The sequence below is a fragment of the Sessilibacter sp. MAH1 genome (assembly GCF_054658315.1).
In genome coordinates this window covers 162,540-189,364 of the sequence record NZ_BAAGIC010000002.1, presented here as the reverse complement: position 1 = coordinate 189,364, position 26,825 = coordinate 162,540, and the positions used below count along the sequence as shown (strand labels likewise).

Below are 26,825 nucleotides of genomic sequence, written 5' to 3'. Positions count from 1 at the left end.
AGTAAAATTTTTTAAATTTACTCGATAAAATTGTACGAACATAAGCATTAAGCGAATATTTTTCTTTTTCAACGAAACCACATTTCGATAAATGACGCTGCTATTTATACAAAATGAAAATCATTCCTAAAAGGAAACAATCCGTAGACGCCACCGGTATGAATAAAGACAATATCTTTAACGCCTTGATAACGTCCAGAATTAATATCATTTACTAAACCGTAAAATGCTTTCCCCGTATATACCGGATCTAAAACAATTCCCTCTAGCCGACAGATTTCTTTAATAAATGTATAAAGCTCGGGATAACCTTTTGCGTAACCTGGACCAATATAATCGTCAATTGTTTTGATTGTAACTGTGTTAACTGACACACCAAGATCATAAAGCGCATTGCACTGTTCGATATCTTTTCGTGCTTTTTTATTAAAATAATTGGCGTCATCACAAACGGCATATCCAATTGTCTGCGCTTCTACACCAAGTAAATGAGAGCCTAAACTTAAACCTGATTGGGTACCACCTGACCCAGTAGCGCAGACGATATACTCAGGATTAATACCGTGAAGCTCGAAATCGGCTTTTAGCTCTTTAACACACTCAACATAACCCCATATACCGACACCATCACTAGCTCCGGTTGGTATCGAATAAGAATGCTTTCCTTGAGTTTTTAACGTATTTTTTATTTCTACGAAAATATTCTCCAGATTTGAAAAGTACTCTTGTGGGCTGTAGAGGTGAATCTTGGCTCCGGCCAAATTATCAAGAAAATAATTGCCATCAATCTCTAAGGAATTTTCTTTTCTTAAAACCAAGTGAGCTTCCAAGCCTAATTGAGCACAAACAAGAGCTGTTGCTCGACAATGGTTAGACTGAATACCACCACAAGTTATTAACGCGCTAGATCCCTCCTTTAGCGCTCTAGCAACGATGTATTCGAGCTTCCTAACTTTATTTCCAGTTAAAAAACTTCCCGTAAAATCGTCCCTTTTCAACCAAATATTTGGACCACCGATTTTTTTGCTCAGTTTTTCGAGAAAGACCAACGGAGTTGGTGTATTGGCTAAATTTATTTTTTCTGGGAATTGATCGAACATGGAAAGATATCCATTATCTGATTTGAAAGAGTAATAAGCGTGATAGAAAGAAGGGAGCGGACTCCATGAGAATCCGCTAAAAACTAAGGAAATTAACCAGAAACTTTCTTGATTGTACCCTTAGGCAATACTGCGTGAACAAAGGCTCTTTGAAAGCGAAGTTGAACATTGTCTGCGGCTTCGACGGTAATATACTCCTCGTCTACCTTGACAATTTTAGCTAACAGGCCGCTACCCATAACAACCTCATCACCTTTACTTAAAGAAGAGATAAGATCTTTATGTTCTTTTTGACGTTTACGTTGAGGGCGGATGATGAATAAATACATCAACAAAAACATTCCGCCAAACATGGCCAAAGTTATAAATTGATTCGGCTCACCAGGTGCGGTTTGTGACTGCGCGAAGGCTGAAGGAAAGAAAAAGCTCATTAAAACGACTCACTAAATCTACATTATTAAAATGGAGCAGTAATGTAACTTTTCCTGAAAACCAAGGCAAATTGAAATACGGTATGGTTAATAAATAGGCTATAGAAGTGGGAACAACTCATGCTCTGAAACAGCCCGTCTTCTAACAATCACTAAAAGATAAGCTGCCAGACATCAGAAGTTTTATATGCAACTAGGCATAATCTCTGAATAACTTACGAAATGTACTCGGAGACAATCCAGTCCAACGCTTAAACGCGTTTGTAAAACTGGTACGATCAGAGAAATCTAATGCGGTAGATATGCTGTCAATACTCGCATTCTGCTCAATTAGGAAATCGATTGAGTAATGGAATCGAACCTTGTCTCGCAACTCGGCAAAGCTTATTTCTTGCTGCTGGAGACGACGTTGCAGAGTCCGTTTTGAAAGGCCAAGCTCTCCGGCAACATCACCAATCCCTAAAGGAGATTTACCAACTCGGGTTTTCAGAACTTCAACTACTTTACCTGCAACACCGTAGGCCTCAGGTAAACGTGCTTCAAGAAGATAGTCGTCAAAATGTTTAACTCCGGGAGTGGAAAAACTGTCTTCTTCAGACTTTTGCTCACGAAGTGAAGTTTGTTCTTCAATCATTTTGGCTACTCCTTTTGCCATCAAGCTAATGGATTCTAGATCTTCGATGTTGTATTTTCGGGATTTTTGTGTGGAGAAAAAACAAATCATCCCAAAGAATTCACCGTGAACAATAAGATTCTCGGTAATTAACTTTTGAACACTGCTTCCATTATAAGACACCTTGTGAGCGGCATTTGTGACAAATCTATCACTTTGAATGGGGCATGAACCTTCTGAATCGAGAACTGCAGAGATAAATGGGTCGTTAACTTGCATTAACTGCCCTTCGAACAAATTGGTGATGTCAGATTCACAGGCGATGATTCGGACAACCCCACCGATTCTTTGACCAATGAAACCGTTCTCACACTCAAACATTCTTGCACCGGCTTCAATATACGAACGCAGTAATGAACGTAGCGTTGAGGGTGGAAGCGTTAATAATTCAACAAAGCACCGCAACCGGTCTACAAAACTAGAAAAGTTATAGCGATCTAAGTCAACAAGAAGATCTGGAGAACTCAGTTCGATACCAGTATTTTTCAAAGGTACCCTCTCCCACCACGTTTAACTGCTAAGCACTGAAGCATTATAGACTGAAAAATAAACACATTTATTCTCTATTAGAAAAGTATGTGAGCAAGAGCAATCGCTATAAATTTTGTTGTATTTGACCCAAAAGCTAGACACAACCTTAATTAGATTCATGCTAATGATTATATCAATTCTAATTAAGGTCAATTTATTAGGATGAATATATCAAAAAGAGATAGTTATTAGCAGAGTGTTATTATAATTCATTTTATGAATATTAGATTTTTACAAATAGCTGCAACTTCAAACAGTTGATGCAAAATTAGGCGCCAACGCTTAAAACTAGAACCCATAAGATCATTTTTTATTGTGAAATAGATAATTTAACCATAGCTGTTTTTGATGTTTTTGCAGGACAAATGCATTTTAAAAATTGCATAACATTGAGGATAAAACCTCTAAATAATACCCGGTATTTGGGTATAAATTTATTTCGTTATTAATTAGAAAATCAGGATTAACAGGAATTTAAAAAGATTACTAAAAGTGGGTAATACCAATTTAGAAAATTATATTTGCTACAAAATTCACAAAATAAAATGGAGAAAACAGCGGAAGGGAGAACAAAAATTCTATTTAATGCTGATACTTACTCAAAAATAAGAACCAGCATCCTCAATGACTTTCAACAATAGATAAATAGCTATTGAAGTTGAGACAACACCTCTAACAGTACTTCGTGGTGGTTATTTGTTTTGAATTTATCCAATACTTTTACCAAACGACCTTCACTATCGATAATAAACGTAGTACGAACAATACCCATAAATTCTTTACCCATAAAATTTTTGAGCTGCCATACGCCATATTTTTCTGCAATCTGATGATCTTCATCGGCCAACAAATCAAAATTTAACGATTGCTTATCGGCAAATTTTTCCAATCGCGAAACAGGATCAGGGCTTAAGCCAAGCACCACAACATCTCGCGCTGCAAGTTCGGCTTGAATATCTCTAAGTCCACAAGCTTGGGTGGTACATCCCGGCGTTGATGCCTTTGGATAAAAATAAACCACAACCCATTTTTCGCCACGAAATTGTTTTAAAGAAACCTCTTCGCCTCGTTGATTCTGTAAGCTAAATACTGGGGCCAAATTACCGATTTTAGGATATGTCATCTTATTCTCTTTGTTCAAATTTCAATTCGATAACTCAATCGTAACAAACAAAAAAGGCCCAGCAAATGCTGAGCCTTTTTGAGAAGCTAATTAAGATAACTATTAAGGAAGTAAGTGAGCTACTGCATCACGCTCTTCTTTAAGTTCATCTTCAGTCGCTTTCATTTTCGCGACAGAGAACTCATTAAGTTCAACGCCTTGAACAATAGTCCAATCGCCATCTTTACATACACAAGGGAATGAGTAGATCAAACCTTTGTCGATGCCATAGCTACCATCGCTATAAACGCCCATAGAAACCCAATCGCCTTCTACAGAACCAAGAGCCCAATCGCGCATATGGAAAATTGCAGCGTTTGCAGCAGATGCAGCAGAAGAAGCACCACGAGCATCAATAATTGCTGCACCGCGTTTTTGTACGGTTGGGATAAAGTCGGCTTCATACCATGCTTGGTCGATCAAAGACATTGCATCGGTGCCGTCAACGGTGGTTTGGTGAATGTCTGGGTACTGAGTTGAAGAGTGGTTGCCCCAGATTACCAAGTTTTTAACATCGTTGATGGATTTGCCAGTTTTTTGAGCAAGCTGAGTTAGAGCACGGTTGTGATCTAGGCGCGTCATTGCGGTGAACTGACGCGGGTTAAGGTCTGGCGCATTACGTTGAGCAATTAAAGCGTTAGTGTTTGCTGGGTTACCAACAACAAGAACTTTAACGCCACGTGAAGCGTTGTCGTTTAACGCTTTGCCTTGAGCAGAGAAAATAGCAGCGTTTGCTTCAAGAAGATCTTTACGCTCCATACCTGGACCACGAGGACGAGCACCCACTAACAAAGCAAAATCTGCATCTTTAAATGCAACATTGGCATCGTCAGTGCATACCATACCGGCAAGTAATGGGAATGCACAGTCATCAAGCTCCATTGCAACGCCTTTAAGAGCGCCTAACGCTGGAGTAATTTCCAACATTTGTAAAATCACAGGTTGATCTGGACCAAGCATTTCCCCAGCTGCAATTCTAAATAAAAGTGAATAACTAATTTGGCCCGCTGCGCCGGTTACGGCAACACGTACTGGTGATTTCACTGTATTTCTCCATTCATGTTTTGAAGTTGACAACCGCTTGCGGCTGTTGAAGAGGTGCGCCAATTATAGGTATTTGGCGGTAATTTTCACCTGTAAAAGATTGGGCTTTATTCAATTTTGTTAGAATTGAACAAAATTTCACCCAAACCGATACTTTTCCTGCAATTTATCACATAGTTTCGGACTATATTGCTACTAAAGTCTAGAATAGGTATCGACCAATCTTTGGTATAAAACCTCCGAAAATACGCCATTAACGCACTCTTCTTGTTTTAATTCTTCCAAAATATCCTGTAGCCATTCATTATCTTCACGGCCTTTCCAAGTTTTTTGGTAACTGCCATCTTGGTATCCATTATCTTGGCGAAAACGATTCAATACGTTCTTACCAACATAGGTTCTATAGAGTTCAGCAAAATCGAGTTCTGCTAAATTCAGTAATTGAAGAAATAAACCAAAATTAAACGTTTTTTCAACCAAAACCTGCCCTGTAAATTTCTCAAGTAGAGTCTTAAAATCAGAGTCGATCGATTGGATAGTAGAAGCGTTCTGAAATTCATTCACAACATAGTCTGCTGCGGAATTTGTATCCGAATGTGATTCAAGCACCATGCTTAAACCAAAATGCCAGATATCAATCAGCTCTAACTGAACCTGCTTGATATCTGGAGTCTGTTTTTTCCACCATTTCCACCCGTAATGATCCAGCAATTCGGCACACTCCACCCAAACTGCACGGTACCATTCAAAACGTTGGTTACGCCAATCCTCATGAACTTTTGTATTGATCTGATTTTGTAAGTTGAGCATTTCTGCCACTTGGGTTTTATTCATGAACAGCAGGACCTAATAATTAAAGAAAATTTAACTTAAGGAACCTCTGATTAACTCATCAATGATTTAATCAGAGGTTCCTTAACGATTTACTAATAAACCTAAGAGCAAATTAAATATGAAATCGGACTGATCATAATGTCATCATAATTCCACAATTTGCTCATTAAAATGTAATAACTCAGTTTTAGAGTATTTCCAGCTTAGGGAAGAAACTGATGAAACTATTGCAAAACATTCATGCTTTTGATGTAGCAACCTTCGAACGTTGCCATAATTTTAAATATTACCGAAGCATTTCTAAAGCAAGTCGATGGGTTTCTAAATCCGCCGATGGCCAGCTTTATGCAATCGCGGCTATGTTTATGGCAGTCTATGGTTATGTCAACTTTTTACCAAAGGTATTTGCAGCCTTTGCTATAGAACGCTCGACCTACTACTTTTTGAAGAATCGATTCAAACGTAATCGCCCACCACAAGCCCTACCCAACTTTCAATCCCTTGTAATTCCATCAGACCAATTTAGCTTTCCTTCGGGGCACACGTCAGCAGCCTTTATGATGGCCCTTCTTTTAGGAAGCCTTTTTCCTGCCGTTTATTATCTGCTACTTTGCTGGGCCAGTACCGTTGGATTATCAAGAGTCATGCTCGGTGTGCATTTCCCAACAGATATTGTCGCTGGCGCATCACTAGGAAGTGCGTGCTCGCTACTTGTTCTTAACGCGTTTTAATGTAAATTTCCGCCAAAGTTTATCAATTGAAACTCTTTGGCCAGCTGGTTCTCGATTAACATTCAAAGAATGAATCGAAAACAACCACAGCGATAAAGTTCTCTTAAGTACAATATAAGGTTTATTGATGAAGATTCTCTACGGTGTGCAAGGCACCGGTAATGGGCACATCACCCGCGCCAGAGCGCTATCAGCAGCTTTTTCGAGTTTTCCAAACATTGAAGTAGATTATCTGTTCAGCGGACGTGATCGAAATAAATATTTCGATATGCAACCCTTCAATAATTGGCAATGTTTGGATGGTCTAACATTTGTTCATAAATCTGGAAAAATAGACCCTATTGCCACTGTTAAAAAAAATCGTATCCGTCAGTTAGTAAGAGATATTAAAACAATAAATCTTGACGACTATGATCTAATTCTAACGGATTTTGAGCCTATAACTGCATGGTCAGGCAAGCGTAACAACAAAACTGTTATTGGCGTCGGTCATCAATATGCATTTGATTTTAATATTCCCAAAAAAGGCGAAAACCTCTTCACCAAGGGAATTATGCGTAATTTTGCGCCCGCAAAAATTGGTTTAGGCCTCCATTGGCATCACTTTGGTTACCCGATTTTGCCCCCCATTGCAGACATTCCAAACTCAGATACACCCGTAGCCGAGAATAAAGTTTTGGTATATCTAGGTTTTGAAGATCAACAAAAAGTAATCGATACTCTCAGGCCTATTTCTGACTATGAGTTTTATTTTTACGGCGAATTTGACTCCATAATTGATGATGAAAACCTTCATTTAAGGCCACTGAGCCGAGAGGGATTTAAGTCCGATTTAAAGTCAGCTAATGCCGTAATTTGTAATGCTGGATTTGAATTAGTGAGTGAAGCGCTTGAGCTCGGTAAAAAAGTACTGGTTAAACCATTACACGGGCAAATGGAGCAGCTTTCTAACGCAGAAGCCTTAAAAGTTTTGGGCTTAGGAGGTGTTATGGAAAAGCTCAATACCGATGTAATCAGTAAGTGGTTAAGCAATCAACCTAATTTACAAATTAAATATCCAAACGTTGCGGCTAAAATCGTTGAGTGGATTTCTGAAGGTGAATGGACAGTAGAAACCAGAGCCACTCTGGCAAAATCTTTATGGGAGAGTGTTCAGTCACCTGATTTAGCGAACTTTGCCACTAGGTATTCATTGCAATTTTAGATTCGATACAATTATTTATTAGATTTTCTTAATACGTATTTGTTGGCTCAGGTTGTCTCGATTAAGCAGCCTTTGAGAAAAGACGTTTAAAATTTTCAGACGTTATCGAAGACAACTCTTCAAACGAAACACCTCTAAGTCCAGCGATGTACTCTGCCACCTCTTTTACATACTTAGGCTCGTTCTTTTTACCACGGTATGGAATTGGTGCTAGATAAGGAGAGTCGGTTTCAACCAACAAACGATCGAGGGGAATTTTTTTTACGACATCGCGTAAATCGTCAGCATTTTTGAAGGTAACAATCCCAGAAATCGAGATGTAATAATTCAGATCAATGGCTTTTGAAGCCATATCCCAAGTCTCTGTAAAACAATGCAATACGCCAGCACTCTCGAGATTACCATGAGCTTTAATTAAGTTAAGAGTATCTTCTTGCGCGCAACGCGTGTGTACCACAACAGGGATATTTTCTTGACCAGCAGCTTGCAGGTGAATAGCAAAGCTTTCCTGTTGTAGCGCTTTGGTTTCTGTGTCGTAGTAGTAATCTAAACCCGTTTCGCCAACAGCAACCACCTTGGGATGACGAGTCCACTGGATCAAATCTTCTACTGAAGCAACACCTGACTGCACGTCTAATGGATGAACACCGGTGGACGCCCAAATACTGTCGTATTGCTCTGCAATCGCTAAAACATCTGCTCTGTTTTGCAAGCTGATCGAAATGCACAGCATTTCAGTAATGCCGCGATCAATGGCAGCGGCAATGGCTTTCGATAAATCGCCGCCGTAAGGGGCTAGATTTAATCGATCAAGATGGCAGTGGGAATCAATTAACATGAGCTAAAACTATGAGGATAATTAAAAGTTTGAAAATAAGGCATTGCTTATTCAAAAAATAGCAACGATCTTATTATCTAAAAGAACAAGATCTGAAACAAATTAATTTATTAAAAGAAGGGAGTAACAGCAGTAACAAACTCAAACAGATCTCTAAACAGATTACATTGTGTGAGTCATTCGATCAGACTCTAAAGCGCCGGCTAAATAGGTTTCTATTTTTCGGTTAGCGGCGTCGTCTTGGTCATTAAACTGAACACCAATTCCTGCTGCACGATTGCCTTGTGCACCTTTTGGCGTAATCCAGATGACTTTTCCAGCCACAGGTATTTTTTCGGGTTCATCCATTAAATTCAATAACATAAACACTTCATCACCCAAATTAAAGGGTTTTGGTGTTGGAATGAATAAGCCACCATTTTGTACGTAGGGCATGTACGCCGCGTAAAGAACTGCTTTATCTTTGATGGTTAGAGACAATATCCCGTTACGCGCACCACTACCCATATATATCTGCCAAGTTGTTGAATTCGAATCAATAAGCACTGAATGTAAACAAGCGCTTAAGAATATTAGATATTGTTAAAATGATCAAAATCTAATGTCAATCTTTTGAACTGGTATTGCTTTGCTCAACTATAGATCAATTTCTAACGGATAGGAAATTGACTCCGTCATTTGAACACTTATCGATTAACACCACATTGAGCATAAGAATAAAAAATCTCTTCAAGCGCCAATTGTTTATTAGGATTAGCCCCATTAGTAATTTGGTGAGAGAGACCTATAACAATGTCCCTCAAGCCATACATTTTTTGAAGCGACCATGTAAGACGAGGATCAACTTCATTCCCACCCAAAAAAACAGATCTGACTTTAGAGTCGAGATTATTAAGAAGACAGGTTAATACCGATTGCAAATCTTGCTTTTGTAATTGTGCTGCGGCTAGGAGCGGTGAAATCGCGCCGTCATATACCTGTGAAACCAAACTGACCATCTTTTTATGTTCGTCCAGTATCGTAACATCACAATATTCTAACGCTCGTAAAGGGGCGCCACCGGAAAATTCGAGCAACTCTAGAGCATTTAAATCAGTCATTGTTTCTAGCCAGCCAACACTTTCTTGTTCTGTCGGCATAGGCATGGACAATAATTGCGTTCGACTGCGAATAGTTGCAAGAACACCACTAAGTTGATGACTAAATAACAATAAATGAGAGTTAGATGTTGGTTCTTCTAATGTTTTGAGTAATGCATTGGCTGAGTTTAAATTTAAATTTTCTACCGGGCCAAGTATGGCGATTTTCTTGCCAAGCTGTTGAGCGGTTTTAGAGAAGAATTCATTTAATTCCCGTACTTGCTCGATTTTTATTGCCTTACCTTTTTCTTCAGGCATAACAAACTTTAAATCGGGGTGAGTCTGCGCCGCGTTTAACTGGCAACCCTTGCAAACACCGCACACACTTCCATTTTCAGAGTTGGTACACAAAAGGCGGTGCGCCAATGCAGTCACCAAGGCTTGTTTACCAATACCAGCTGGACCTGCAACCAGAATTGCGTGAACCAACTTATCGGATGCCATGCTCTTTTCCAGTTTTTGCCAGACGGCTTGATGCCATGGGTAGGGATAAGTTAACAATGATTCTGTTTCAGATTGAGCACTCATATTCACACAAAAACTTAAAAATACACGTGGATGCTTGTCGGATCGGTTAAAACCTATCAGTATTCGCCCGCCATTTAACGCGATAGCGTCATTAATTTCAAAAAACTTACGATTGCTCCCATGCCGCCAATAGAAATTGTTTTCCAAGATCCACACTTACTGGTGGTTAATAAACCAGCAAACTTGCTGACAGTACCTGGAAAAGGACCGGAAAAACAAGACTGTTTGATCAATAGAATGTTGAAAACTCACCCGAACAGCCGAGTTGTTCACCGACTTGATATGGCAACATCGGGTCTAGTTATATTGCCACAAAATCAAACGTCCTTAAGCAAGCTGGCTAGATCGTTTCAAGATCGAGAGATTCACAAAGAATACATTGCGGTGGTTGAAGGTTGTGTCGAATTAGAGCATGGATTTGTAGAGCAACCGCTTATCTGCGACTGGCCTAACCGACCCAAACAAATGATTCACAGTGACGGCAAACACGCCCTGACTGAATACCATCGATTAGAACAAAATAAAACCAAAAACCAAAGCCGACTGCTGCTAAAACCAGTAACGGGTCGCTCCCATCAATTGAGAGTGCACACAGAATTTTTAGGCCATCCTATTTTAGGCGACAGTCTTTATGGAACGGAATCCAGTAGAGCGCAAAGTGATAGATTGCTGCTGCATGCACAGCGCATTCAATTTAAACATCCGGTATATCCCGGTTGGATTACCCTTACCTGCCGTGCGCCGTTTTAAAGTTCGACTCCCTGTACCTTTTGAATTTATTTACAACGCTTCAAAAGCCGCCTCTGTTTTATCGAACGGTTTTATTTAACATGACTCACAGAAACCCAAGCAGCATTAAAAGCTTTTTGCTTTAGCGTGTAGTCTTGCCAAATAGGGTAAAAAGAGCGGTTTGGTTAATTGAATAATGGTAAATCCAACTAAGAGACCGCCGAGGTTTGCCAGTATGTCGAACCAATCGAAAGTCCGCCACGGCAAGACAAATTGAATGATCTCTACACCAACTGAGAAGATCCAAATTAAGCAGACGACCTTCCAAAACTCGCGCAACAAACCATACGCTAAAAATGCCGAAAAAACCGAAACACAATAACCAGCCGCGTGCATAAATAGATCGTTAATACTGGCGAGAGGCGTTCCTGCAACGTTAATCACACCAATGTATAGGTAGAATGCAATTAATACGAAAAATTGAGACCTTAGAAAAACAGCCAACAATATTTATACCCTCAAATCACTGACGGTTTTTTATCGAAAAGACAAGTTTGCAGGCAAGCTTTTACCGATTCTTGAACTTCTGGGAGCGATCGACCTGCATCGATAATTCGATAATACGATTCACTGACGGAGCGCTTCAAATACATGTCGCGCACACGCTCAAAGAACGCCATCTCTTGATTTTCGAAACGATCCAATGCGCCTCTTCCTCGAGCTCTTTCTGCACCAATGTTCACATCCAAATCAAACAACAAGGTTAAATCGGGCCGAAGCTCTCGCTGAACGAGTGATTCTAATGTTTGAATTCCATGAATAGACAGTCCTCTACCTGCCCCCTGATATGCGTAGGTAGCGTCGGTAAAGCGATCACACAACACCCATTGACCTTTTTCCAGTGCCGGTAGAATTACTCGGTTGAGATGTTGAGCTCTTGCGGCGAAAACCAGTAACAGCTCGGTCATTTCATCAACAGACTCTTCACGATTAGCAAGGAGCAATCCCCGAATTTCTTCGGCTAAAGGTGTGCCACCTGGCTCACGAGTCAGTATTAAATCGATGCCTTGCTCCGCTAAATAGCCTTTAGCAAATTGGATATTGGTTGATTTACCACCACCCTCACCGCCTTCGAAAGTGATGAATTTACCGCGCTTTGGCTGGAGTTCGGACATAAATGACTCAGTCACAAGTTTAAATACTCACTGTGATGAAGGACTGGATTGATAATTCTGGGCACGTTTTTCAATTTGATAGCGGCGCACGGCATCGTTATGCTCTTCTAATGTTTTAGAGAAATAATGACTGCCGTCGCCTTTCGCTACAAAATACAAATAATCTTCTTCAAGCGGCTGAAAAACGGCGTCTAAAGACTCTTTACCAACCAACGCGATCGGCGTAGGCGGTAAACCGCTAATGACATAGGTATTGTAGTCGGTGGCCTGGCGCAGATGAGTGCGAGTAAGATTACCTTGATAACTTTCACCCAAACCATAGATGACGGTAGGATCGGTCTGTAATCTCATTCCGCGACGTAATCGTTCGATAAAAACACCGGCAATTCTGGGTCGCTCACTTTTGACACCGGTCTCTTTCTCAACAATGGAGGCTAGAATAAGCCCTTCGTATGGCGAAGCCAATGGAAGGTTGTCAGCTCTTTTTTGCCAAGAATCATCCAGCTCGCGAATCATTCGTAGGTGGGCACGTTCTAAAATATCTAAATCGCTATCGCCGGATTGATACGAATAGGTATCGGCAAAAAACCACCCTTCTGGAAAGTTATTGTCTTTGGGCAGCTTAGCCAACAGCTCGGCAGATTTTATCGATGAAAGTGTTTGTACGAGCCTTTCTTGCTTATGGAGCTGTTCAAGTGCTTGGTTAATCGTCCAACCTTCAACCAAGGTGACCTGACGCACAACAACTTGGCCGAGAACCCACTTCTCAAGAAGTTGGTGCCAAGTCTCTGTATTCGAAATTTGGTACTCACCTGACTTAATACGAGTCAATCCCAGTCGAGAGGCATAAAACACTGCCGCCCGTTGCTTCCAACGAGGTTCACCACTAAGAAGTCTTTTGGAAATTTGAGTCAGGTTCTGACCACGTTCGATCACAAAGTCATCGAACGAGAGAGACAATGGGCTGTGAGCCCAAGTAACAAGAGATTGCCAAGCAAAAAAAATCGCACCTGCCCCAGTGATCGAAATCAATAATAGAGTGAGTGCGATTTTTTTAAGCATCTAAACGGTATCCAGAATCTCTGCCAATCAAAGCAAATTAATTGCGTAACATGGCTAAGATACAACGATCAGAGATTCTCGCAAGCATCTGGATCTCAAACTTTTCCAAATACTAAAGTACCGTTGGTTCCACCAAATCCAAAGGAGTTTGATAACGCTACACTGATTTCCGAAGATTGAGCTTCGTGAGGAACCAGATTTAGACCTTGAACTTCAGGCTCTGGATTGTCCAAGTTAATAGTAGGTGGAAGAACCTGATCTTTTAGGGCCAAAACGGTAAAAATGGCTTCAACAGCTCCAGCAGCACCGAGAAGGTGACCCGTCATCGACTTGGTAGAACTTATAGCTAACTTACTTTGGTGATCGCCAAACAAGGACTTCACACCACGAATTTCCGCCAAATCACCGATTGGTGTCGAAGTACCGTGAGCATTGATGTAATCAACCTGCTCAGGATTCATTTTGGCATCTCGGAGAGCGTTCTTCATTGCCAAGGCACCGCCGGCGCCATCTTCTGGAGGAGAAGTAATATGGTACGCATCGCCACTCATACCAAAGCCTAAAAGCTCGGCATAAATGGTCGCACCACGCGCCTTAGCATGTTCGTATTCTTCCAGTACAACAATCCCAGCACCATCACCCAAAACAAAACCATCACGGTTAATATCCCAAGGACGGCTGGCAAGCTCTGGAGCGTCGTTGCGAGTCGATAAGGCTCTAACTGCACTGAAACCAGCTAAACCCACGCGAGTCGTTGCCATTTCAGCACCACCAGCCAACATCACATCACATTCGTCGTGAATGATTGAACGCGCGGCTAAACCAATGGCGTGAGTTCCTGTAGTACAAGCTGTCACTACCGCCAAATTCGGACCTTTAAAACCGTATCGAATCGATAGGTTGCCCGAGATCATATTGGTGATAGAACCTGGAACGAAAAAAGGACTAACTCGCTTAGGACCTTTGTTTTCGATGGTTAATGTGACATTTTCAATGTCTTGAAGGCCACCAATGCCAGAACCAATTACAGCACCCATTCTCGGTGCAAGTTCTTCAGAGACTTCTAAACCAGAGTCTGACATCGCCTGAATGCCAGCTGCCATTCCATACTGAACAAAAGCGTCTATTTTTTTCGCTTCTTTGGGTGTCAAGTATGGATCAAGGTCAAGATTTTTGACCGAACAGCTAAACTGGGTGGTAAATGGAGAGATATCGAAGGTATCGATGGTTCTCGCACCACTCACACCATTTTTAATGTTCGTCCAAGACTCGGCGACGGTGTTGCCGACTGGACTAACCATGCCCAATCCGGTCACAACAACTCTTCTGCGGGTCACGATTGCCTCCCGAAAACAAAAACTCTAGCAAACATAGAAATTCCGAATTGATTTAAACATGTATTGCAATAATAAAGCTTTACCAATTCCGAAAAAATTTATAACGCATATAAAACAAAAGCCGCACTAAGTAGATAGTACGGCTTTAGCAACGATGTAACAATCGAGTAAAAATTACGCCAAGTTAGCGTTAATGTAGTCGATTGCTAATTGTACGGTGGTGATTTTCTCGGCTTCTTCATCAGGAATTTCGGTTTCGAATTCCTCTTCAAGAGCCATTACCAGCTCAACGGTATCAAGAGAATCGGCACCAAGGTCTTCTACGAAAGATGCTTCAGTTTTTACTTCTTCTTCTTTAACACCAAGTTGCTCGGCAACGATTTTCTTAACGCGTTCTTCAATGCTGCTCATAAGGTTTTTTAACTCCTAGTCGGTATAAATTCGGTTGAGCCGCCGTCCGTTTCCTGCGGTTACGACCTGTTATATTGTCGCGGCCAAACACGAGGCCGCATTGTACATGCATAACAATAAATTTGTGAATGCAAGATGTGAAAAAATTCTCGTTATTAAGCGCTAAAGACTAATAAAGTCCTTACGCCATATACATACCGCCGTTTACATGTAAAGTTTCGCCGGTAACGTATGCTGCGCCGTCGCTTACAAGAAAGTCGACCACAGAGGCAATTTCTTCTGGCTCACCCAAACGGGCAAGTGGAATAGCTGCCAACATAGGGGCTTTTTGCTCGTCGGTCAAAGCCCGTGTCATATCAGTATCAATAAATCCTGGGGCAACAGTATTCACCGTAATGCCACGAGAGCCAACTTCTTTTGCCAAAGAACGTGCAAAACCTGCTACGCCCGCTTTTGTAGCTGCATAGTTAGTCTGACCAGCGTTGCCCATCGAACCAACCACCGAAGCAACATTAACAATGCGTCCCCAGCGAGCTTTCATCATTGAACGCAAAACGCCCTTAGAAAGTCGGTACATTGAATTCAAGTTGGTGTTGATAACATCAAACCATTGATCATCGCTCATGCGCATTAACAAATTATCTTTGGTAATACCCGCGTTGTTGATCAATATTAAAGGCGCAGACCAATCTTTGCTTACAGACTCTAAGAACGCCTGTACCGATTCGGCATCACTTACATCAAGCACATAACCCTGACCAGAAATACCTTCTGCTTTTAAGTAGTCTGTGATAGCCGAGGCACCATTTTCACTGGTTGCAGTACCAATAACAGTTGCTCCAGACTTACCCAGCTTCTTGGCGATTGCTGCACCTATACCTCTCGATGCACCCGTTACTATCGCGACCTTACCTTCTAATGACATAAATTCTTCAACCTAATTGCGAGTAAACTTTCAAAACCAGGTATACACCCAGCTTTTAAAATTAAGCGTTGACGGCCTCAACCGCTTCTGAAATTGCATCAGGAGTCTCTGATTGGAAACACTGTATACTTTTATCAATGCGTTTGATCATGCCGCTAAGCACTTTACCAGGACCGCACTCAACGGCCTGTTGAACACCACTTGCCGATAAAGCTTTGACACAATCAACCCAGCGAACCGGTAAATATATCTGCTGAATCATTAAATTTTTGATCGACTCAGGATCACTTTCTTGCGCAGCGGAGACATTGTGAACAACTGGAATCTCTGGCGAATTGAAAGTAACTTGCTTTATCTCTTCAGCCAACTTTGTAGCAGCGGGCTTCATTAATATGGTATGGAAAGGAGCGCTTACGGCCAACGGCATGGCTTTTTTAGCACCAGATGCCTTACACGCCACTATGGCTCGGTCCACCGCTTCTTTATGCCCAGCTATTACAACTTGACCTGGAGCGTTATAGTTAACCGGAGCAACAAATTGATCTTCTGCAGCTGTCTCACAGGCCTTCATTACCGACTCATCATCAAGCCCTATAACAGCTGCCATAGCGCCAACACCCGCAGGTACGGCTTCTTGCATGTATTTGCCACGCAGCCTTACTAAATTAACTGCGTCTTCAAAACTAACCACACCAGCGCAAACTAGAGCCGACCACTCACCCAGACTGTGTCCAGATAAAAACGCCGGACGCGCCTCAGTGATGCTTGACCATACTCGCCAAGCGGCAACACTGGCCGTTAACAATAACGGCTGAGTAATTTCGGTCATGTTGATTTGCCCGGTCTCGTCATTTTGGGAAAGAGACCATAGATCGTAACCTAATACCGCCGACGCCTGCGCGAAGGTTTCTTTAACGATGGGATACTCACTGGCAAGCTCAGCCATCATACCCACAGATTGAGCACCTTGGCCGGGGAAAATAAATGCCAAGTTCGGCATAGTCATAAAAATTCTCTTTTATAATTAAATAGATACTTATCTATTTTCAGCTCAGCCAAATTAATGAAATACACAAAGAACTAACTGTCCTGAAAATAACGTTGACTGTCCTGAAAATAACGTTGAAGCCTGCTAGTGGTTTGCTTCTTGGCAAAATCCGAAGCCATTTCAATAGCAAACCGAAAACTCTGCGCGTCTGCGGACCCATGACTTTTTATCACCGCACCATTGAGGCCCAGAAAACAGGCGCCATTATAGCGAGCAGGGTCGAATTGTGTACGCCATTTTCGCAATAATGGCCGGGCAAATTGGCCAAGTGCACGACCATAAAAGCTAGATTTAAACGACGATTTCAATTGAGACAAAGCCAGCTTGGCAACACCTTCACTCACCTTAAGGGCAACGTTGCCGACAAATCCGTCGCAAACAATAACGTCAACCGTTCCGCTGTATATGGAATCGCCTTCAATATAACCAACATAGTTAATGTCCGGACACTCAGAGAGCAGCTCATTCGCTTGATGAATTAACTGATTCCCTTTTTGCTCTTCAGTACCAATATTCAGCAGCGCAACCTTAGGTGAAGCATTGTCATCGAGCAGTTTTGCCAAACCGCTGCCAAGACGAGCAAACTCTAGTAACTGATGAGGATCGGCTCGCACATTGGCGCCCAAATCGAGCATGTAACTGTGTTTATTTAAGGTTGGAATCGGCTTACATATCGCTGGCCTACGAAGACCTTCGTAAGTACCCAGAATATGATACCCAAGCGCCATTAATGCGGCAGTATTACCGGAACTGAGACAAATTTGGGCTCGTCCCTCAGCAACAGCGTTTAAGGCCCCGGCCATCGTTGAATCAGATCGATGTCTCAAAGCATATGCGGCACTTTCTGTCATCAATACAGAGCTGTTAGCTTTGATAACCTGGATATTGCTGGGAAGATTTTGATGATTAATATTCTCGGACGAGAAAATCAATAATGTATCGGAAGGATGTTCACTTGCATAATCTATACAAGCTGGAATTGTTGAGTGGAGACCTTGATCTCCACCCATCGCATCAATAGCGATAGTAATTGACGATATCAACTACTCTTCGTTACCCGTGCTAATTACTTTCTTGCCGCGGTAGAAACCGTCTACGCTCACATGGTGACGCAAGTGTTTTTCACCAGAAGTGCCGTCGATTGAAAGAGTTGGACCAGTTAAAGCATCATGAGAGCGACGCATGCCACGACGTGAACGGGTTTTTTTGTTTTGTTGAACTGCCATTTTTTAAGCTCCTAAAATTTTCGATTGAAGCTGGGGCGCCTTTAAAACAGACATTAGTCTGACTTACTCGACGAGCCCTTTAATTGCTCCAAAACGCTAAATGGATTAGTTTTTGGGATTTCTTTCGGTTTTTCACCAGAAGAAAACAAATTTTCTGGAATGCACTGATGTTCATGAAAAGGCGCTATTGGTACCTCAAGAAGAATTTCTTCTTCAATCAGTTCATATAGATCAGCACTTTCACTTTCAACAATCCAAGGATCTAGTGATTTCGGTAATTGTTTAGCGGCTTCTTGATCGCGAACTACCGCAATATTTACCGATGTATCTATCGGAAATATCATTGGCTCTAAACAACGTTGACAAGTCAGAGCAATTTCTGACTTGATCTCACCCTGAATCACAATATAACCGTGATCATCAATATCAAAAGCAAATGTTACTGTAATAACATCTGACTGATTATGTGCCAGCTCAGATAAGCGATCTAGGCTGTTGATAATAACATTACCTTCAATAAGAGCATCTTTTTGAGCCAGCTTTCTAGCATCAATAAAGCGTGGTATTGAATTTCGGATGGTGCGCTCATTCATAGGCGCGCAATTCTATGTATACTGCTGTTGACTGTCAAAAGAAATTCTTGCTTTTTAGGCACAAATCCATATTTAAAGAACATATAAAGACCTATTCCCCGTGAAAGTCCAATCAAAACCTACACTCGTTCTTGCCTCTACCTCAAAATATCGAGCTGAAATCTTGGCAAAACTCGGATTAGATTTTATCCAAGCAGCATCGAACATCGATGAACGTCTTATCGAACTGGAAGCACCAAGCTCACGAGCTTTGCGCTTGAGCGCCGAGAAAGCCACCTCGGTAAATTTACTGCTGTCGGGAGATCAGAGACCTGCACTTATTATAGGATCTGATCAAGTTGCACACATTGATGGAACAATTTTGCGAAAACCGGGAAGCTTTGATATTGCCTTTCAACAACTCAAGGCATCCAGCGGAAAATCTGTCAAATTTGAAACTGCCGTGTCGATTTTTTCAACCGAGAACCAGCAAACACATTCTATTCTCGAAGTCTGCACGGTCAATTTTAAAAACCTTTCCGATTCACAGATAGAGAATTATCTAACCAAAGAACAGCCATTCGATTGCTGTGGGAGCTTTAAGTCGGAAGGATTAGGAATAGCCCTTTTCGAATCCATCGAAATTGCCGACCCAAACACACTAGTAGGCTTGCCTTTGATCGCCCTATGCAAGCTGTTGAGCCAATACGGAATCGAGGTAATCTAGGTACAACACCTAACAACCCCCTACACACCTTAAAAAATCACAGTAACAAGTGAACATGCTACAAAGCCATTCAAACGATGACTCTGTAGCGCATGTCAAGATTAGTAGTTCAATTGAAAGTGCGATTCACTAGATACTTTAGAAGAAATGCCCTCTCCCACAGAAATGCCAAATTTCTCGACAAACTGTTCCAATGGGTTTTTCTGGACACTGTAATCAACAATATTCTCAACACCAACAACATCTCGAGCCACGGCTCCAGCGCTACCTAAACCATCCACCAGCCCTAGATCTTTAGCTTGCTCACCATTCCAAATTAAACCGGAAAACAAATCTGGGTTATTAGTATCAATTTTGTCACCGCGGCCTTTTTTAACCACAGAAATAAACTGATCGTGTGTATCCTTTAACACGCTGGTCCAAAAGTTAACCTCTGATTCATTCTCTGGTGAGAAAGGATCTAAAAAAGCCTTATGTTCACCGGCTGTGTATTGGCGCCGCTCAACACCTAATTTTTCCATTAGATCGACAAAACCAAAACCTGAAGCAACTACACCAATGGAACCGACCAAACTCGCTTTATCGGCATAGATCTCATCGGCGGCTGCGGCGATGTAATATGCACCTGAAGCACCGAGATCAGAAATCACGGCGTAAACTTTCTTATCAGGATAAAGACCTTTTAATCGGTATATTTCATCATTTATATAACCCGCCTGAACCGGACTACCTCCCGGACTGTTGATCGCCAAAATAATTGCCTTTGACTTATCAGATTCAAAGGCCTTTCTTAGCCCGGTAACAACCGTGTTGGCATTGGCGTCTGAGTCAGCAGCAATTACGCCATTTACACTCACCAAACCAACATGCTCCGACTGCCCCTCAATGGCACCCGAAAATTGGCCACCAGCACGCAATAGAAAAAGCACTGCAAAAATATAAACAAATACGAGTACTTTAAAAAAAATACCCCAGCGACGTGTACGTTTCTGCTCTTTATGAGTCTCCAGCAAAATCTTTTCGATGATCTGCCATTCTTTTGAGCTCATGTTATTCGAAGGATGATCTGACACTGTATCTCCTAAATAAAGACCGAGTTAATGCGTGAATTTATACGTGGTAAGTTGAGCTGAACCCGATAGACACTCAAAACAGGTGATTGGTTGCGATTTTGAAATAATTGGGTCAGCGTGCTATTTACCAAGCTCAACCCGCTGAATTGCGTGTAGTTTTAGGAGTATTGCCAATATAACAAATCAGGCAACGAGTCTGCGACGTAACTCAAATCGAATCTGTGCAAATTTTGCACGCAATGAGAACCATAAGACACAGCAATGCGATGCATATTGGCCGATTGCGCCATTTCCATATCAAAAGAGGTGTCTCCGACCATAACAGCATCTTTTGGTGTGAATCGAAGTTCATCCAACAATTCAAAAAGCATTTTAGGGTGTGGCTTTGATTCGGTTTCATCAGCACATCGAGAAGCGCTGAAAAAATGCTCAATACCACTCTCGGAAAGCGCACGATCAAGACCTTTGCGACTTTTTCCGGTTGCGATCGCAAGTGTGTGCCCTCGATCTACCAAAGTAGAAAGGGTTTCTTCAGCACCACAATATAACGTAAGTGGCGAATCATCAGTTAAAAACGCCGCCGAATACGCCGCCGCCATGCGCTCAACTAAATCGTCATCAGCACTTGGATACAGGGTAGAAATTGCATTGGTTAACGACAAACCAATGATGGATTTTACATCTTCATCACTGCACAAAGATTCGCCCACTTGGTGGGCCGCAAGGTGGACACAACGAACAATCTTGTCGAGGGAATCACACAGAGTCCCATCCCAATCAAATACAAACAACATAGAAGAAGCACTAAATTCATCAAGTAGAGAGAAATCCGATCAGCTTATTAGATCGAGTGTTTTGCGCAAATCTTCGGGAATAGGCGCTTCAACTGATATGAATTTACGACTTTCTGAAGAAGGGTCAGGGTTGGGTATTTCCAGTTTTTGGGCATGCAAAAACAGCCTTTTAAGACCTAATTTACGAAAACAGGCGTTAATTTCATCATTACCATACTTATCATCGCCTACCAACGCGTGTCCCAGATACTGGGCATGAACACGAATCTGATGAGTTCTGCCAGTAATTGGAACAGCCTCAATGAGCGAAAACTGCCCAACTCCAGATAAAACAAATTGCTGTAAGACCTGAATATTGGTTTGAGAACTTTTACCTTCTTCAGAAATTCGCACAAACTGTCCGTTCGATTTGTTTCCGACGCGCTCCAGAGGCGCATCACAAAATACGGATTTTTCTTTCCAGACACCCATGGTCAAAGCAAGATAACTTTTCTTAAATTCGGTTTTTGTTTTTAGATGTTCTTGCAAAAACTTAAGAGCACTTCGCTTTTTAGCAACCATTAGGCAACCGGAAGTCTCTTTATCGATACGATGAACCAACTCTAAGAAGCGACAATCTTTTCGTACCTCCCGCAACGCTTCAATTAATCCAGGTGATCCGGCGTCATCACCATGCACTGCTATACCGGCTGGTTTATTGATAACCAAAAAGTAAGCATCTTCATACAGTACTGCCTGTTCAAGATACTGAAACAAAGCCTGACTGATCGCCGTCTTTGGTTTCTCGGCCGCCACTCTGATAGGAGGAACGCGGACAACATCGCCTAATTCGAGCTTATACTCTGGTTTAACTCGCGATTTATTAACTCTTACCTCACCTTTCCTAAGAATTCTGTACAAACGCGACTTGGGAACACCTTTCAGTTTGGAGATTAAGAAATTATCAATTCGTTGACCATTATTTCCATCATCGATGGTAATCAGCTGGACTTTTTCATACTGAGTTTGCAACGCGAGTAGACTCCGTTATTGGGCGTTAGATTTTACGAAGTGTAATGGATTGACCAGAAACCCCCAAACGTAGCGCAGCTGCACAACATGAACAGCTCAATGTTTGGCCACAATAGTGGATTTTTTTGGACTTTATAATCGAATAACTTAAATGTTAAGTTGCCAACAGAGAGAATGCTTGATAAATTAATTTGTGGGTTTTTCAAAGAGTTCTGGGCAATTTAGGTTACATCAAACGCCAAGTCCTTCAACTTTGCAAAGCAATATAGCTGACAGAGACTCTAAACGACAGCAAGCTCTTCAAATGCACAAAATTTTGAATGCTTCTGATCTTTAGTGAAACTATTTCTCTGTGCGCTTTTTTGAATCAAAAAAGTAACAGTTATCTACCTTACCAAAGTGATTGCGTGCGCAAACTAATCTAACCCCACTCCAGAGATTCAACAAAATGGACTGCTATACTCAGTACCATTTAAGACTAATTTCTGGTAGCTCTTTATAAAAAGGAAAAAACCCATAAAAATCAGCGAATTAATGCCAAAAGCTAACGTTGATTACAAGGATTTAAACCGTAAAAAATCGTACAGAAAAAACCCAGTGGTCAATTATCGCTGGACTATTATTAATGTGTTGCACAGCTAATATTAAAAACTGTTAATAGTTTAATTGGTGAGCAACATTTTTGAGCGTGGCAACATGATTTAATTGAGGAAACTCAGGATTGTAAGAGTTTTGTCTGGGTAGCATTCATTTGCAAAGCCTATTAAAACTAAACTCTTAGGTAATGTTTTCATCAAAATGTAAACACGGCACTGACATAGAAATCATATTTAGAACAGATTAAGAAGTACGAAAAGACTAGAACAATTATTTAATAAATAGGCGTGGCAATAACAAAGTAATTCAGTGATATTTCGATAGAATTACGCTGAATTAATGAACACAGTGATTAGGTAGTTTTTTTAATTAGCTCCAAAACTAGTAGTTTTGGGAGCGCAGTTGCTAACAAAGTAGATATTGACGGCCTTCGGGTCAAAGATGGCTTACATATATTCTCAACATTAACAAAATTTAGCGCTTCAATTACCAGCGTCAATTAGTCCCAAAACCGCAAGGTTTGTGCTAAAGATTTAACAGACAGGCTGTTAAAAATTTTCAGGACTCTGATTAAAATGAGAATTTATTTACCATCGCCCTTGCATTACTGATTAAATATTAAGCAAAAATGCAACTGCACATAATTTATACCCTTATACATCAGCTAAAAATCATTGTGTAACTACTAAACTGCAAGCTCACCTCAAATTAAAAATTTGTGGACGGAAAGCACACAACGCAACAAGTAGAACAAGCCATATGACGCTTAAAATTAAACATGTACCGAATTCCAACTTGTTAAAGTCTCTTTTCAACCCGAGATAATCTCTTCGAAAACAAAAACTTATGATATTTATGTTTAGGCTGCATTAGCAGAGCTTTTGAAAACCTGAACTATGAGTCACCGAATTCGTCTTTTTTGCACAAGTACATAATGGCGGAAATGCTTGGTAACCCAAGCGAAACAACGGCAACTCTTACAGTCTTGAACCTTTATAAATCTTGTATCGAGCTTTTTTGATACGCGCCACGCCTAGTAACTTGAATTAGCTAGGTGAATTATGAAAAGAATGTTAATCAATGCCACTCAGCCCGAAGAGCTGCGTGTTGCACTTGTTGACGGTCAATGGCTTTACGATTTAGATATCGAAAATCGCACCCGCGAACAAAAGAAAGCCAATATCTACAAAGGCAAAATTACCCGCATCGAACCAAGCTTAGAAGCTGCGTTCGTTGACTATGGCGCAGAGCGCCATGGTTTCCTACCTCTTAAAGAAATTTCTCGCGAATACTTCATAAAACAACCTAAAGATATTGAAGGTCGTCTACGTATCAAAGACGTAGTTAAAGAAGGCATGGAGTTAATTGTTCAGGTTGATAAAGAAGAGCGCGGTAATAAAGGTGCTGCACTTACAACCTTCGTCAGTCTTGCAGGCCGTTATTTGGTTTTAATGCCAAACAACCCGCGTGCTGGCGGCATATCAAGACGCATAGACGGCGATGATCGCAGTGAATTAAAAGAAGCTTTAAGCGGTATCGATTTACCTCAGGGTATGGGCATTATCGTGCGTACCGCTGGTGTTGGCCGCAACGCCGAAGAGTTACAGTGGGATCTAGATGCTCTAGTACACCTTTGGACCAAAATTAAAGAAGCTTTTGAAACCGCTCAATCCCCTCTTCTGTTTAGAGAAAGCGATGTAGTTATTCGTGCGATTCGTGACTACCTACGCCCTGACATCAAAGAAGTTATCATTGATAACGAAGAAGCTTTCGAAAAGGCCTGCGGATTTGTTGATCAAATCATGCCCAATTATCGAAACAAGATTAAGCTCTATAATGAGCGTACCGCGTTATTCAGCCGCTTCCAAATCGAGAGCCAAATCCAAACTGCCTTCCAACGTGAAGTTAAACTACCTTCTGGTGGATCAATTGTAATTGACGTTACCGAAGCTCTAGTTTCTATCGACATCAACTCGGCGCGCGCGACTAAAGGCGGCGATATTGAAGAAACCGCTCTTCAAACCAACTTAGAAGCAGCTGATGAAATTGCTCGCCAATTGCGATTAAGGGACATTGGCGGCCTTCAAGTAATTGACTTTATCGACATGCAATCGTCGAAAAACCAGCGTGAAGTAGAAAACCGACTTCGCGATGCTCTATCGATGGATCGTGCACGTGTACAAACCTCACGAATCTCGCGCTTTGGTCTTCTAGAGATGTCTCGCCAGCGTTTGCGTCCGTCATTAGGTGAAACAACATCTAAAGTATGTCCGCGTTGCAGCGGTCAAGGAACCATTCTAAGTACCAAGCCATTGTCATTGTCTATCCTTCGCTTGATCGAAGAAGAAGCACAGAAAGACTTTAGCGCCGAAATTAGAGCTATCACTCCGGTAAGCGTCGGTACCTACCTATTAAACGAAAAGCGTAAATCCATTTCTGATATCGAAAAGCGCCATAACACTCGCATAGTGATTGTGCCAAATGAAGAAATGTTTACTCCGCATTTTGAAGTTCAACGATTAAGAGAAAATGACGAAGGCACTCTCGAAACGAGCTACAAAATTACCGTCACTCATGAAGAGCAGCCATCAGAATCGCAGTCTATTCTGCGCGAGGTAACTCCGGAGGTTCAAAAAGCCGCCGTCGAGCGTGTTGCTCCTCAAACTCCGGCGCCAGCACCAACGAAAGAACCCGGCCTGATTAGCAAACTATTAAAACTCATCAAACAGTTCTTTAGTGAAGACGAGAAACCTGAGACTCACAAAAAGTCAGTGGGCAAACATAATCGCCGTCGCCGCGAAGATGGTCAGTCACGTCCGCGAAGAAATAATCGTAATCGCGACGACAACAAAACTCCAAGCGATACCCGCACTGACAGTACTCGACGCCCGAAAAAAGCGGATCGTAATAACGAAGAAGTTTCTTCCAATCGCCAAACATCAATAGCGGAAGAAACAAAGAATCGAAGTAACGATACAGTACAAGATGATCGTCCCAATAAGCGCCCTGCCAACAAGCGTCCACGCCCTCAACAAAGACGCCGCGGCCGCCGTGAGCAAAATATTGGCGATGATCAAGTTCAAACAGCGATAGAAAGTAGCAACAACGCGACTGAAGAGTCTTTGAATCAACAGGTTTCCAACGCGATTGATTCTCAAGAAGTGATGATGAAACAGGTTCCAAGCGAAACGACTCCTGCGGCTGAAGCTCCTCGATCAGAGATCGATAAGCCAACAACCAAAGCTGATAGTCAGGTTGAAGTTGGCAGTGCTCCAGAAGCGAAAGAGCCTGAAGTCACCGAAACAACAGCAGAGATTGAGAAGATAGAGGCTCAAGAGTCAGAAGCAGTAGTTGAAGAAGCGAACAACCCAGAACCTTCTGCAAAAGCGGAGACCGCGGAAACACAAATCACTGAACCAGAAGAAGTGATGGCCTCTGAACAGGACAGTGCTAGCGCAGAAGACAGTGCTAGCGCAGAAAAAGTTGTTGACGCTCCAGACGAAGTCTCTGCGGTAACTACTGATGCTATCTCTACAGAAATACCTTCTGAAGAAATGGCTACAGATACATTAGAAGCTACTGACAAGAAAGCCGACGAAAAAGTACGTGAATACACTCGTGCCAGTAACGACCCTAGAGTTAATCCAAGAGTGGTAAGTACAGACAGTATTCAGTCATTAACCTGCGAAGTGCAATTATCTCAACCACTAGATACTGCTCAGCCTGCGCAGATCATCAGTAATCCGCGGGCACTTGCAAGACCACTTAATGATCCTAGAAGACAAAGAGAAGCGTAATTTGTCTTAGGTAGAACCTTTATAAGGCCTCCCATCTCACGATCGGAGGCCTTTTTTATACTCCGAGCGTGTCAAAAATTCACCACAGAATTCACTATTTCAGCAACTTGGATAAATAATTTACAA

27 protein-coding genes are annotated in these 26,825 nt (G+C 41.7%); 5 read left to right on the top strand and 22 right to left on the bottom strand.

What is annotated here, in order from left to right:
* Nucleotides 1-104: 104 nt before the first annotated feature.
* The 6 genes from ACYQ28_RS02780 to ACYQ28_RS02755 all read right to left on the bottom strand — a co-directional run bounded on the left by ACYQ28_RS02780 (nt 105) and on the right by ACYQ28_RS02755 (nt 5,775).
* Entirely contained in the window at nt 105-1,100 is a 996-nt protein-coding gene (locus ACYQ28_RS02780; protein ID WP_460047909.1) for a D-cysteine desulfhydrase family protein, read from the bottom strand.
* 92 nt (nt 1,101-1,192) lie between these two features.
* Entirely contained in the window at nt 1,193-1,531 is a 339-nt protein-coding gene (gene yajC, locus ACYQ28_RS02775) for a preprotein translocase subunit YajC (protein ID WP_460047907.1), read from the bottom strand.
* Nucleotides 1,532-1,724: 193 nt separating this feature from the next.
* Entirely contained in the window at nt 1,725-2,693 is a 969-nt protein-coding gene (locus ACYQ28_RS02770) for a helix-turn-helix domain-containing protein (protein ID WP_460047905.1), read from the bottom strand.
* Between the two features lie 691 nt (nt 2,694-3,384).
* A complete protein-coding gene (gene bcp, locus ACYQ28_RS02765) occupies nt 3,385-3,858 on the bottom strand; it encodes a thioredoxin-dependent thiol peroxidase (RefSeq protein WP_460047903.1) in 474 nt (157 codons plus the stop codon).
* Nucleotides 3,859-3,960: 102 nt separating this feature from the next.
* Nucleotides 3,961-4,941 carry a malate dehydrogenase gene (locus ACYQ28_RS02760; protein WP_460047902.1) on the bottom strand — a complete coding sequence of 327 codons (981 nt, stop codon included), beginning with the start codon at nt 4,939-4,941 and terminating at the stop codon, nt 3,961-3,963.
* A gap of 195 nt (nt 4,942-5,136) precedes the next feature.
* Nucleotides 5,137-5,775, bottom strand: coding sequence for a dUTP diphosphatase (locus ACYQ28_RS02755; protein ID WP_460047901.1), 639 nt, complete (start codon nt 5,773-5,775; stop codon nt 5,137-5,139).
* A 218-nt stretch (nt 5,776-5,993) separates the two neighbouring features.
* On the opposite strand from ACYQ28_RS02755, the gene ACYQ28_RS02750 reads away from it, so the two are divergent.
* Entirely contained in the window at nt 5,994-6,506 is a 513-nt protein-coding gene (locus ACYQ28_RS02750) for a phosphatase PAP2 family protein (RefSeq protein WP_460047899.1), read from the top strand.
* Nucleotides 6,507-6,633: 127 nt separating this feature from the next.
* Complete coding sequence (locus tag ACYQ28_RS02745) at nt 6,634-7,710, top strand: MJ1255/VC2487 family glycosyltransferase (RefSeq protein WP_460047898.1); 1,077 nt, start codon at nt 6,634-6,636, stop codon at nt 7,708-7,710.
* Nucleotides 7,711-7,771: 61 nt separating this feature from the next.
* Here the strand turns inward: ACYQ28_RS02745 and ACYQ28_RS02740 are convergent, their stop codons facing one another.
* The 3 genes from ACYQ28_RS02740 to holB form a co-directional block, all read right to left on the bottom strand.
* Nucleotides 7,772-8,548: a TatD family hydrolase gene (locus ACYQ28_RS02740; RefSeq protein ID WP_460047897.1), complete on the bottom strand. Its 777-nt coding sequence runs from the start codon at nt 8,546-8,548 to the stop codon at nt 7,772-7,774.
* A gap of 162 nt (nt 8,549-8,710) precedes the next feature.
* A complete protein-coding gene (locus ACYQ28_RS02735; RefSeq protein WP_460047896.1) occupies nt 8,711-9,055 on the bottom strand; it encodes a PilZ domain-containing protein in 345 nt (114 codons plus the stop codon).
* Nucleotides 9,056-9,234: 179 nt separating this feature from the next.
* A complete protein-coding gene (holB, locus tag ACYQ28_RS02730; protein ID WP_460047895.1) occupies nt 9,235-10,215 on the bottom strand; it encodes a DNA polymerase III subunit delta' in 981 nt (326 codons plus the stop codon).
* A 120-nt stretch (nt 10,216-10,335) separates the two neighbouring features.
* On the opposite strand from holB, the gene ACYQ28_RS02725 reads away from it, so the two are divergent.
* Nucleotides 10,336-10,965, top strand: coding sequence for a pseudouridine synthase (locus tag ACYQ28_RS02725; protein WP_460047894.1), 630 nt, complete (start codon nt 10,336-10,338; stop codon nt 10,963-10,965).
* 105 nt (nt 10,966-11,070) lie between these two features.
* On the opposite strand, the gene ACYQ28_RS02720 is transcribed toward ACYQ28_RS02725, so the two are convergent.
* The 10 genes from ACYQ28_RS02720 to ACYQ28_RS02675 form a co-directional block, all read right to left on the bottom strand.
* Nucleotides 11,071-11,451, bottom strand: a complete 381-nt coding sequence (locus tag ACYQ28_RS02720; protein ID WP_460047892.1) for a VanZ family protein — start codon at nt 11,449-11,451, stop codon at nt 11,071-11,073.
* An 11-nt stretch (nt 11,452-11,462) separates the two neighbouring features.
* A complete protein-coding gene (gene tmk / locus ACYQ28_RS02715; protein WP_460047891.1) occupies nt 11,463-12,119 on the bottom strand; it encodes a dTMP kinase in 657 nt (218 codons plus the stop codon).
* A gap of 27 nt (nt 12,120-12,146) precedes the next feature.
* A complete protein-coding gene (gene mltG / locus ACYQ28_RS02710) occupies nt 12,147-13,181 on the bottom strand; it encodes an endolytic transglycosylase MltG (protein ID WP_460047890.1) in 1,035 nt (344 codons plus the stop codon).
* A 95-nt stretch (nt 13,182-13,276) separates the two neighbouring features.
* A complete protein-coding gene (gene fabF, locus ACYQ28_RS02705; protein WP_460047889.1) occupies nt 13,277-14,518 on the bottom strand; it encodes a beta-ketoacyl-ACP synthase II in 1,242 nt (413 codons plus the stop codon).
* Between the two features lie 174 nt (nt 14,519-14,692).
* Nucleotides 14,693-14,929, bottom strand: a complete 237-nt coding sequence (gene acpP, locus ACYQ28_RS02700; RefSeq protein WP_233090530.1) for an acyl carrier protein — start codon at nt 14,927-14,929, stop codon at nt 14,693-14,695.
* Between the two features lie 181 nt (nt 14,930-15,110).
* Nucleotides 15,111-15,854 carry a 3-oxoacyl-ACP reductase FabG gene (gene fabG / locus ACYQ28_RS02695; protein ID WP_460047888.1) on the bottom strand — a complete coding sequence of 248 codons (744 nt, stop codon included), beginning with the start codon at nt 15,852-15,854 and terminating at the stop codon, nt 15,111-15,113.
* Between the two features lie 61 nt (nt 15,855-15,915).
* Entirely contained in the window at nt 15,916-16,860 is a 945-nt protein-coding gene (gene fabD / locus ACYQ28_RS02690; protein WP_460047887.1) for an ACP S-malonyltransferase, read from the bottom strand.
* 74 nt (nt 16,861-16,934) lie between these two features.
* Complete coding sequence (gene plsX / locus ACYQ28_RS02685; RefSeq protein ID WP_460047885.1) at nt 16,935-17,945, bottom strand: phosphate acyltransferase PlsX; 1,011 nt, start codon at nt 17,943-17,945, stop codon at nt 16,935-16,937.
* On the bottom strand, nt 17,946-18,128 hold the full coding sequence (gene rpmF / locus ACYQ28_RS02680) for a 50S ribosomal protein L32 (RefSeq protein WP_460047883.1): 183 nt from the start codon (nt 18,126-18,128) through the stop codon (nt 17,946-17,948).
* 53 nt (nt 18,129-18,181) lie between these two features.
* A complete protein-coding gene (locus ACYQ28_RS02675; protein ID WP_460047881.1) occupies nt 18,182-18,721 on the bottom strand; it encodes a YceD family protein in 540 nt (179 codons plus the stop codon).
* 100 nt (nt 18,722-18,821) lie between these two features.
* Here ACYQ28_RS02675 and ACYQ28_RS02670 point away from each other — a divergent pair, with 100 nt between their 5' ends.
* Nucleotides 18,822-19,427 carry a Maf family protein gene (locus ACYQ28_RS02670; RefSeq protein ID WP_460047880.1) on the top strand — a complete coding sequence of 202 codons (606 nt, stop codon included), beginning with the start codon at nt 18,822-18,824 and terminating at the stop codon, nt 19,425-19,427.
* A 101-nt stretch (nt 19,428-19,528) separates the two neighbouring features.
* On the opposite strand, the gene ACYQ28_RS02665 is transcribed toward ACYQ28_RS02670, so the two are convergent.
* The 3 genes from ACYQ28_RS02665 to ACYQ28_RS02655 form a co-directional block, all read right to left on the bottom strand.
* Nucleotides 19,529-20,500 carry a S49 family peptidase gene (locus ACYQ28_RS02665; protein ID WP_460047879.1) on the bottom strand — a complete coding sequence of 324 codons (972 nt, stop codon included), beginning with the start codon at nt 20,498-20,500 and terminating at the stop codon, nt 19,529-19,531.
* A 158-nt stretch (nt 20,501-20,658) separates the two neighbouring features.
* Entirely contained in the window at nt 20,659-21,294 is a 636-nt protein-coding gene (locus tag ACYQ28_RS02660) for an HAD-IA family hydrolase (protein ID WP_460047877.1), read from the bottom strand.
* Nucleotides 21,295-21,333: 39 nt separating this feature from the next.
* On the bottom strand, nt 21,334-22,305 hold the full coding sequence (locus tag ACYQ28_RS02655) for an RluA family pseudouridine synthase (protein WP_460047876.1): 972 nt from the start codon (nt 22,303-22,305) through the stop codon (nt 21,334-21,336).
* 1,658 nt (nt 22,306-23,963) lie between these two features.
* Between ACYQ28_RS02655 and ACYQ28_RS02650 the strand changes: the two genes are divergently transcribed.
* A complete protein-coding gene (locus ACYQ28_RS02650) occupies nt 23,964-26,699 on the top strand; it encodes an Rne/Rng family ribonuclease (protein ID WP_460047875.1) in 2,736 nt (911 codons plus the stop codon).
* Nucleotides 26,700-26,825: the final 126 nt, after the last annotated feature.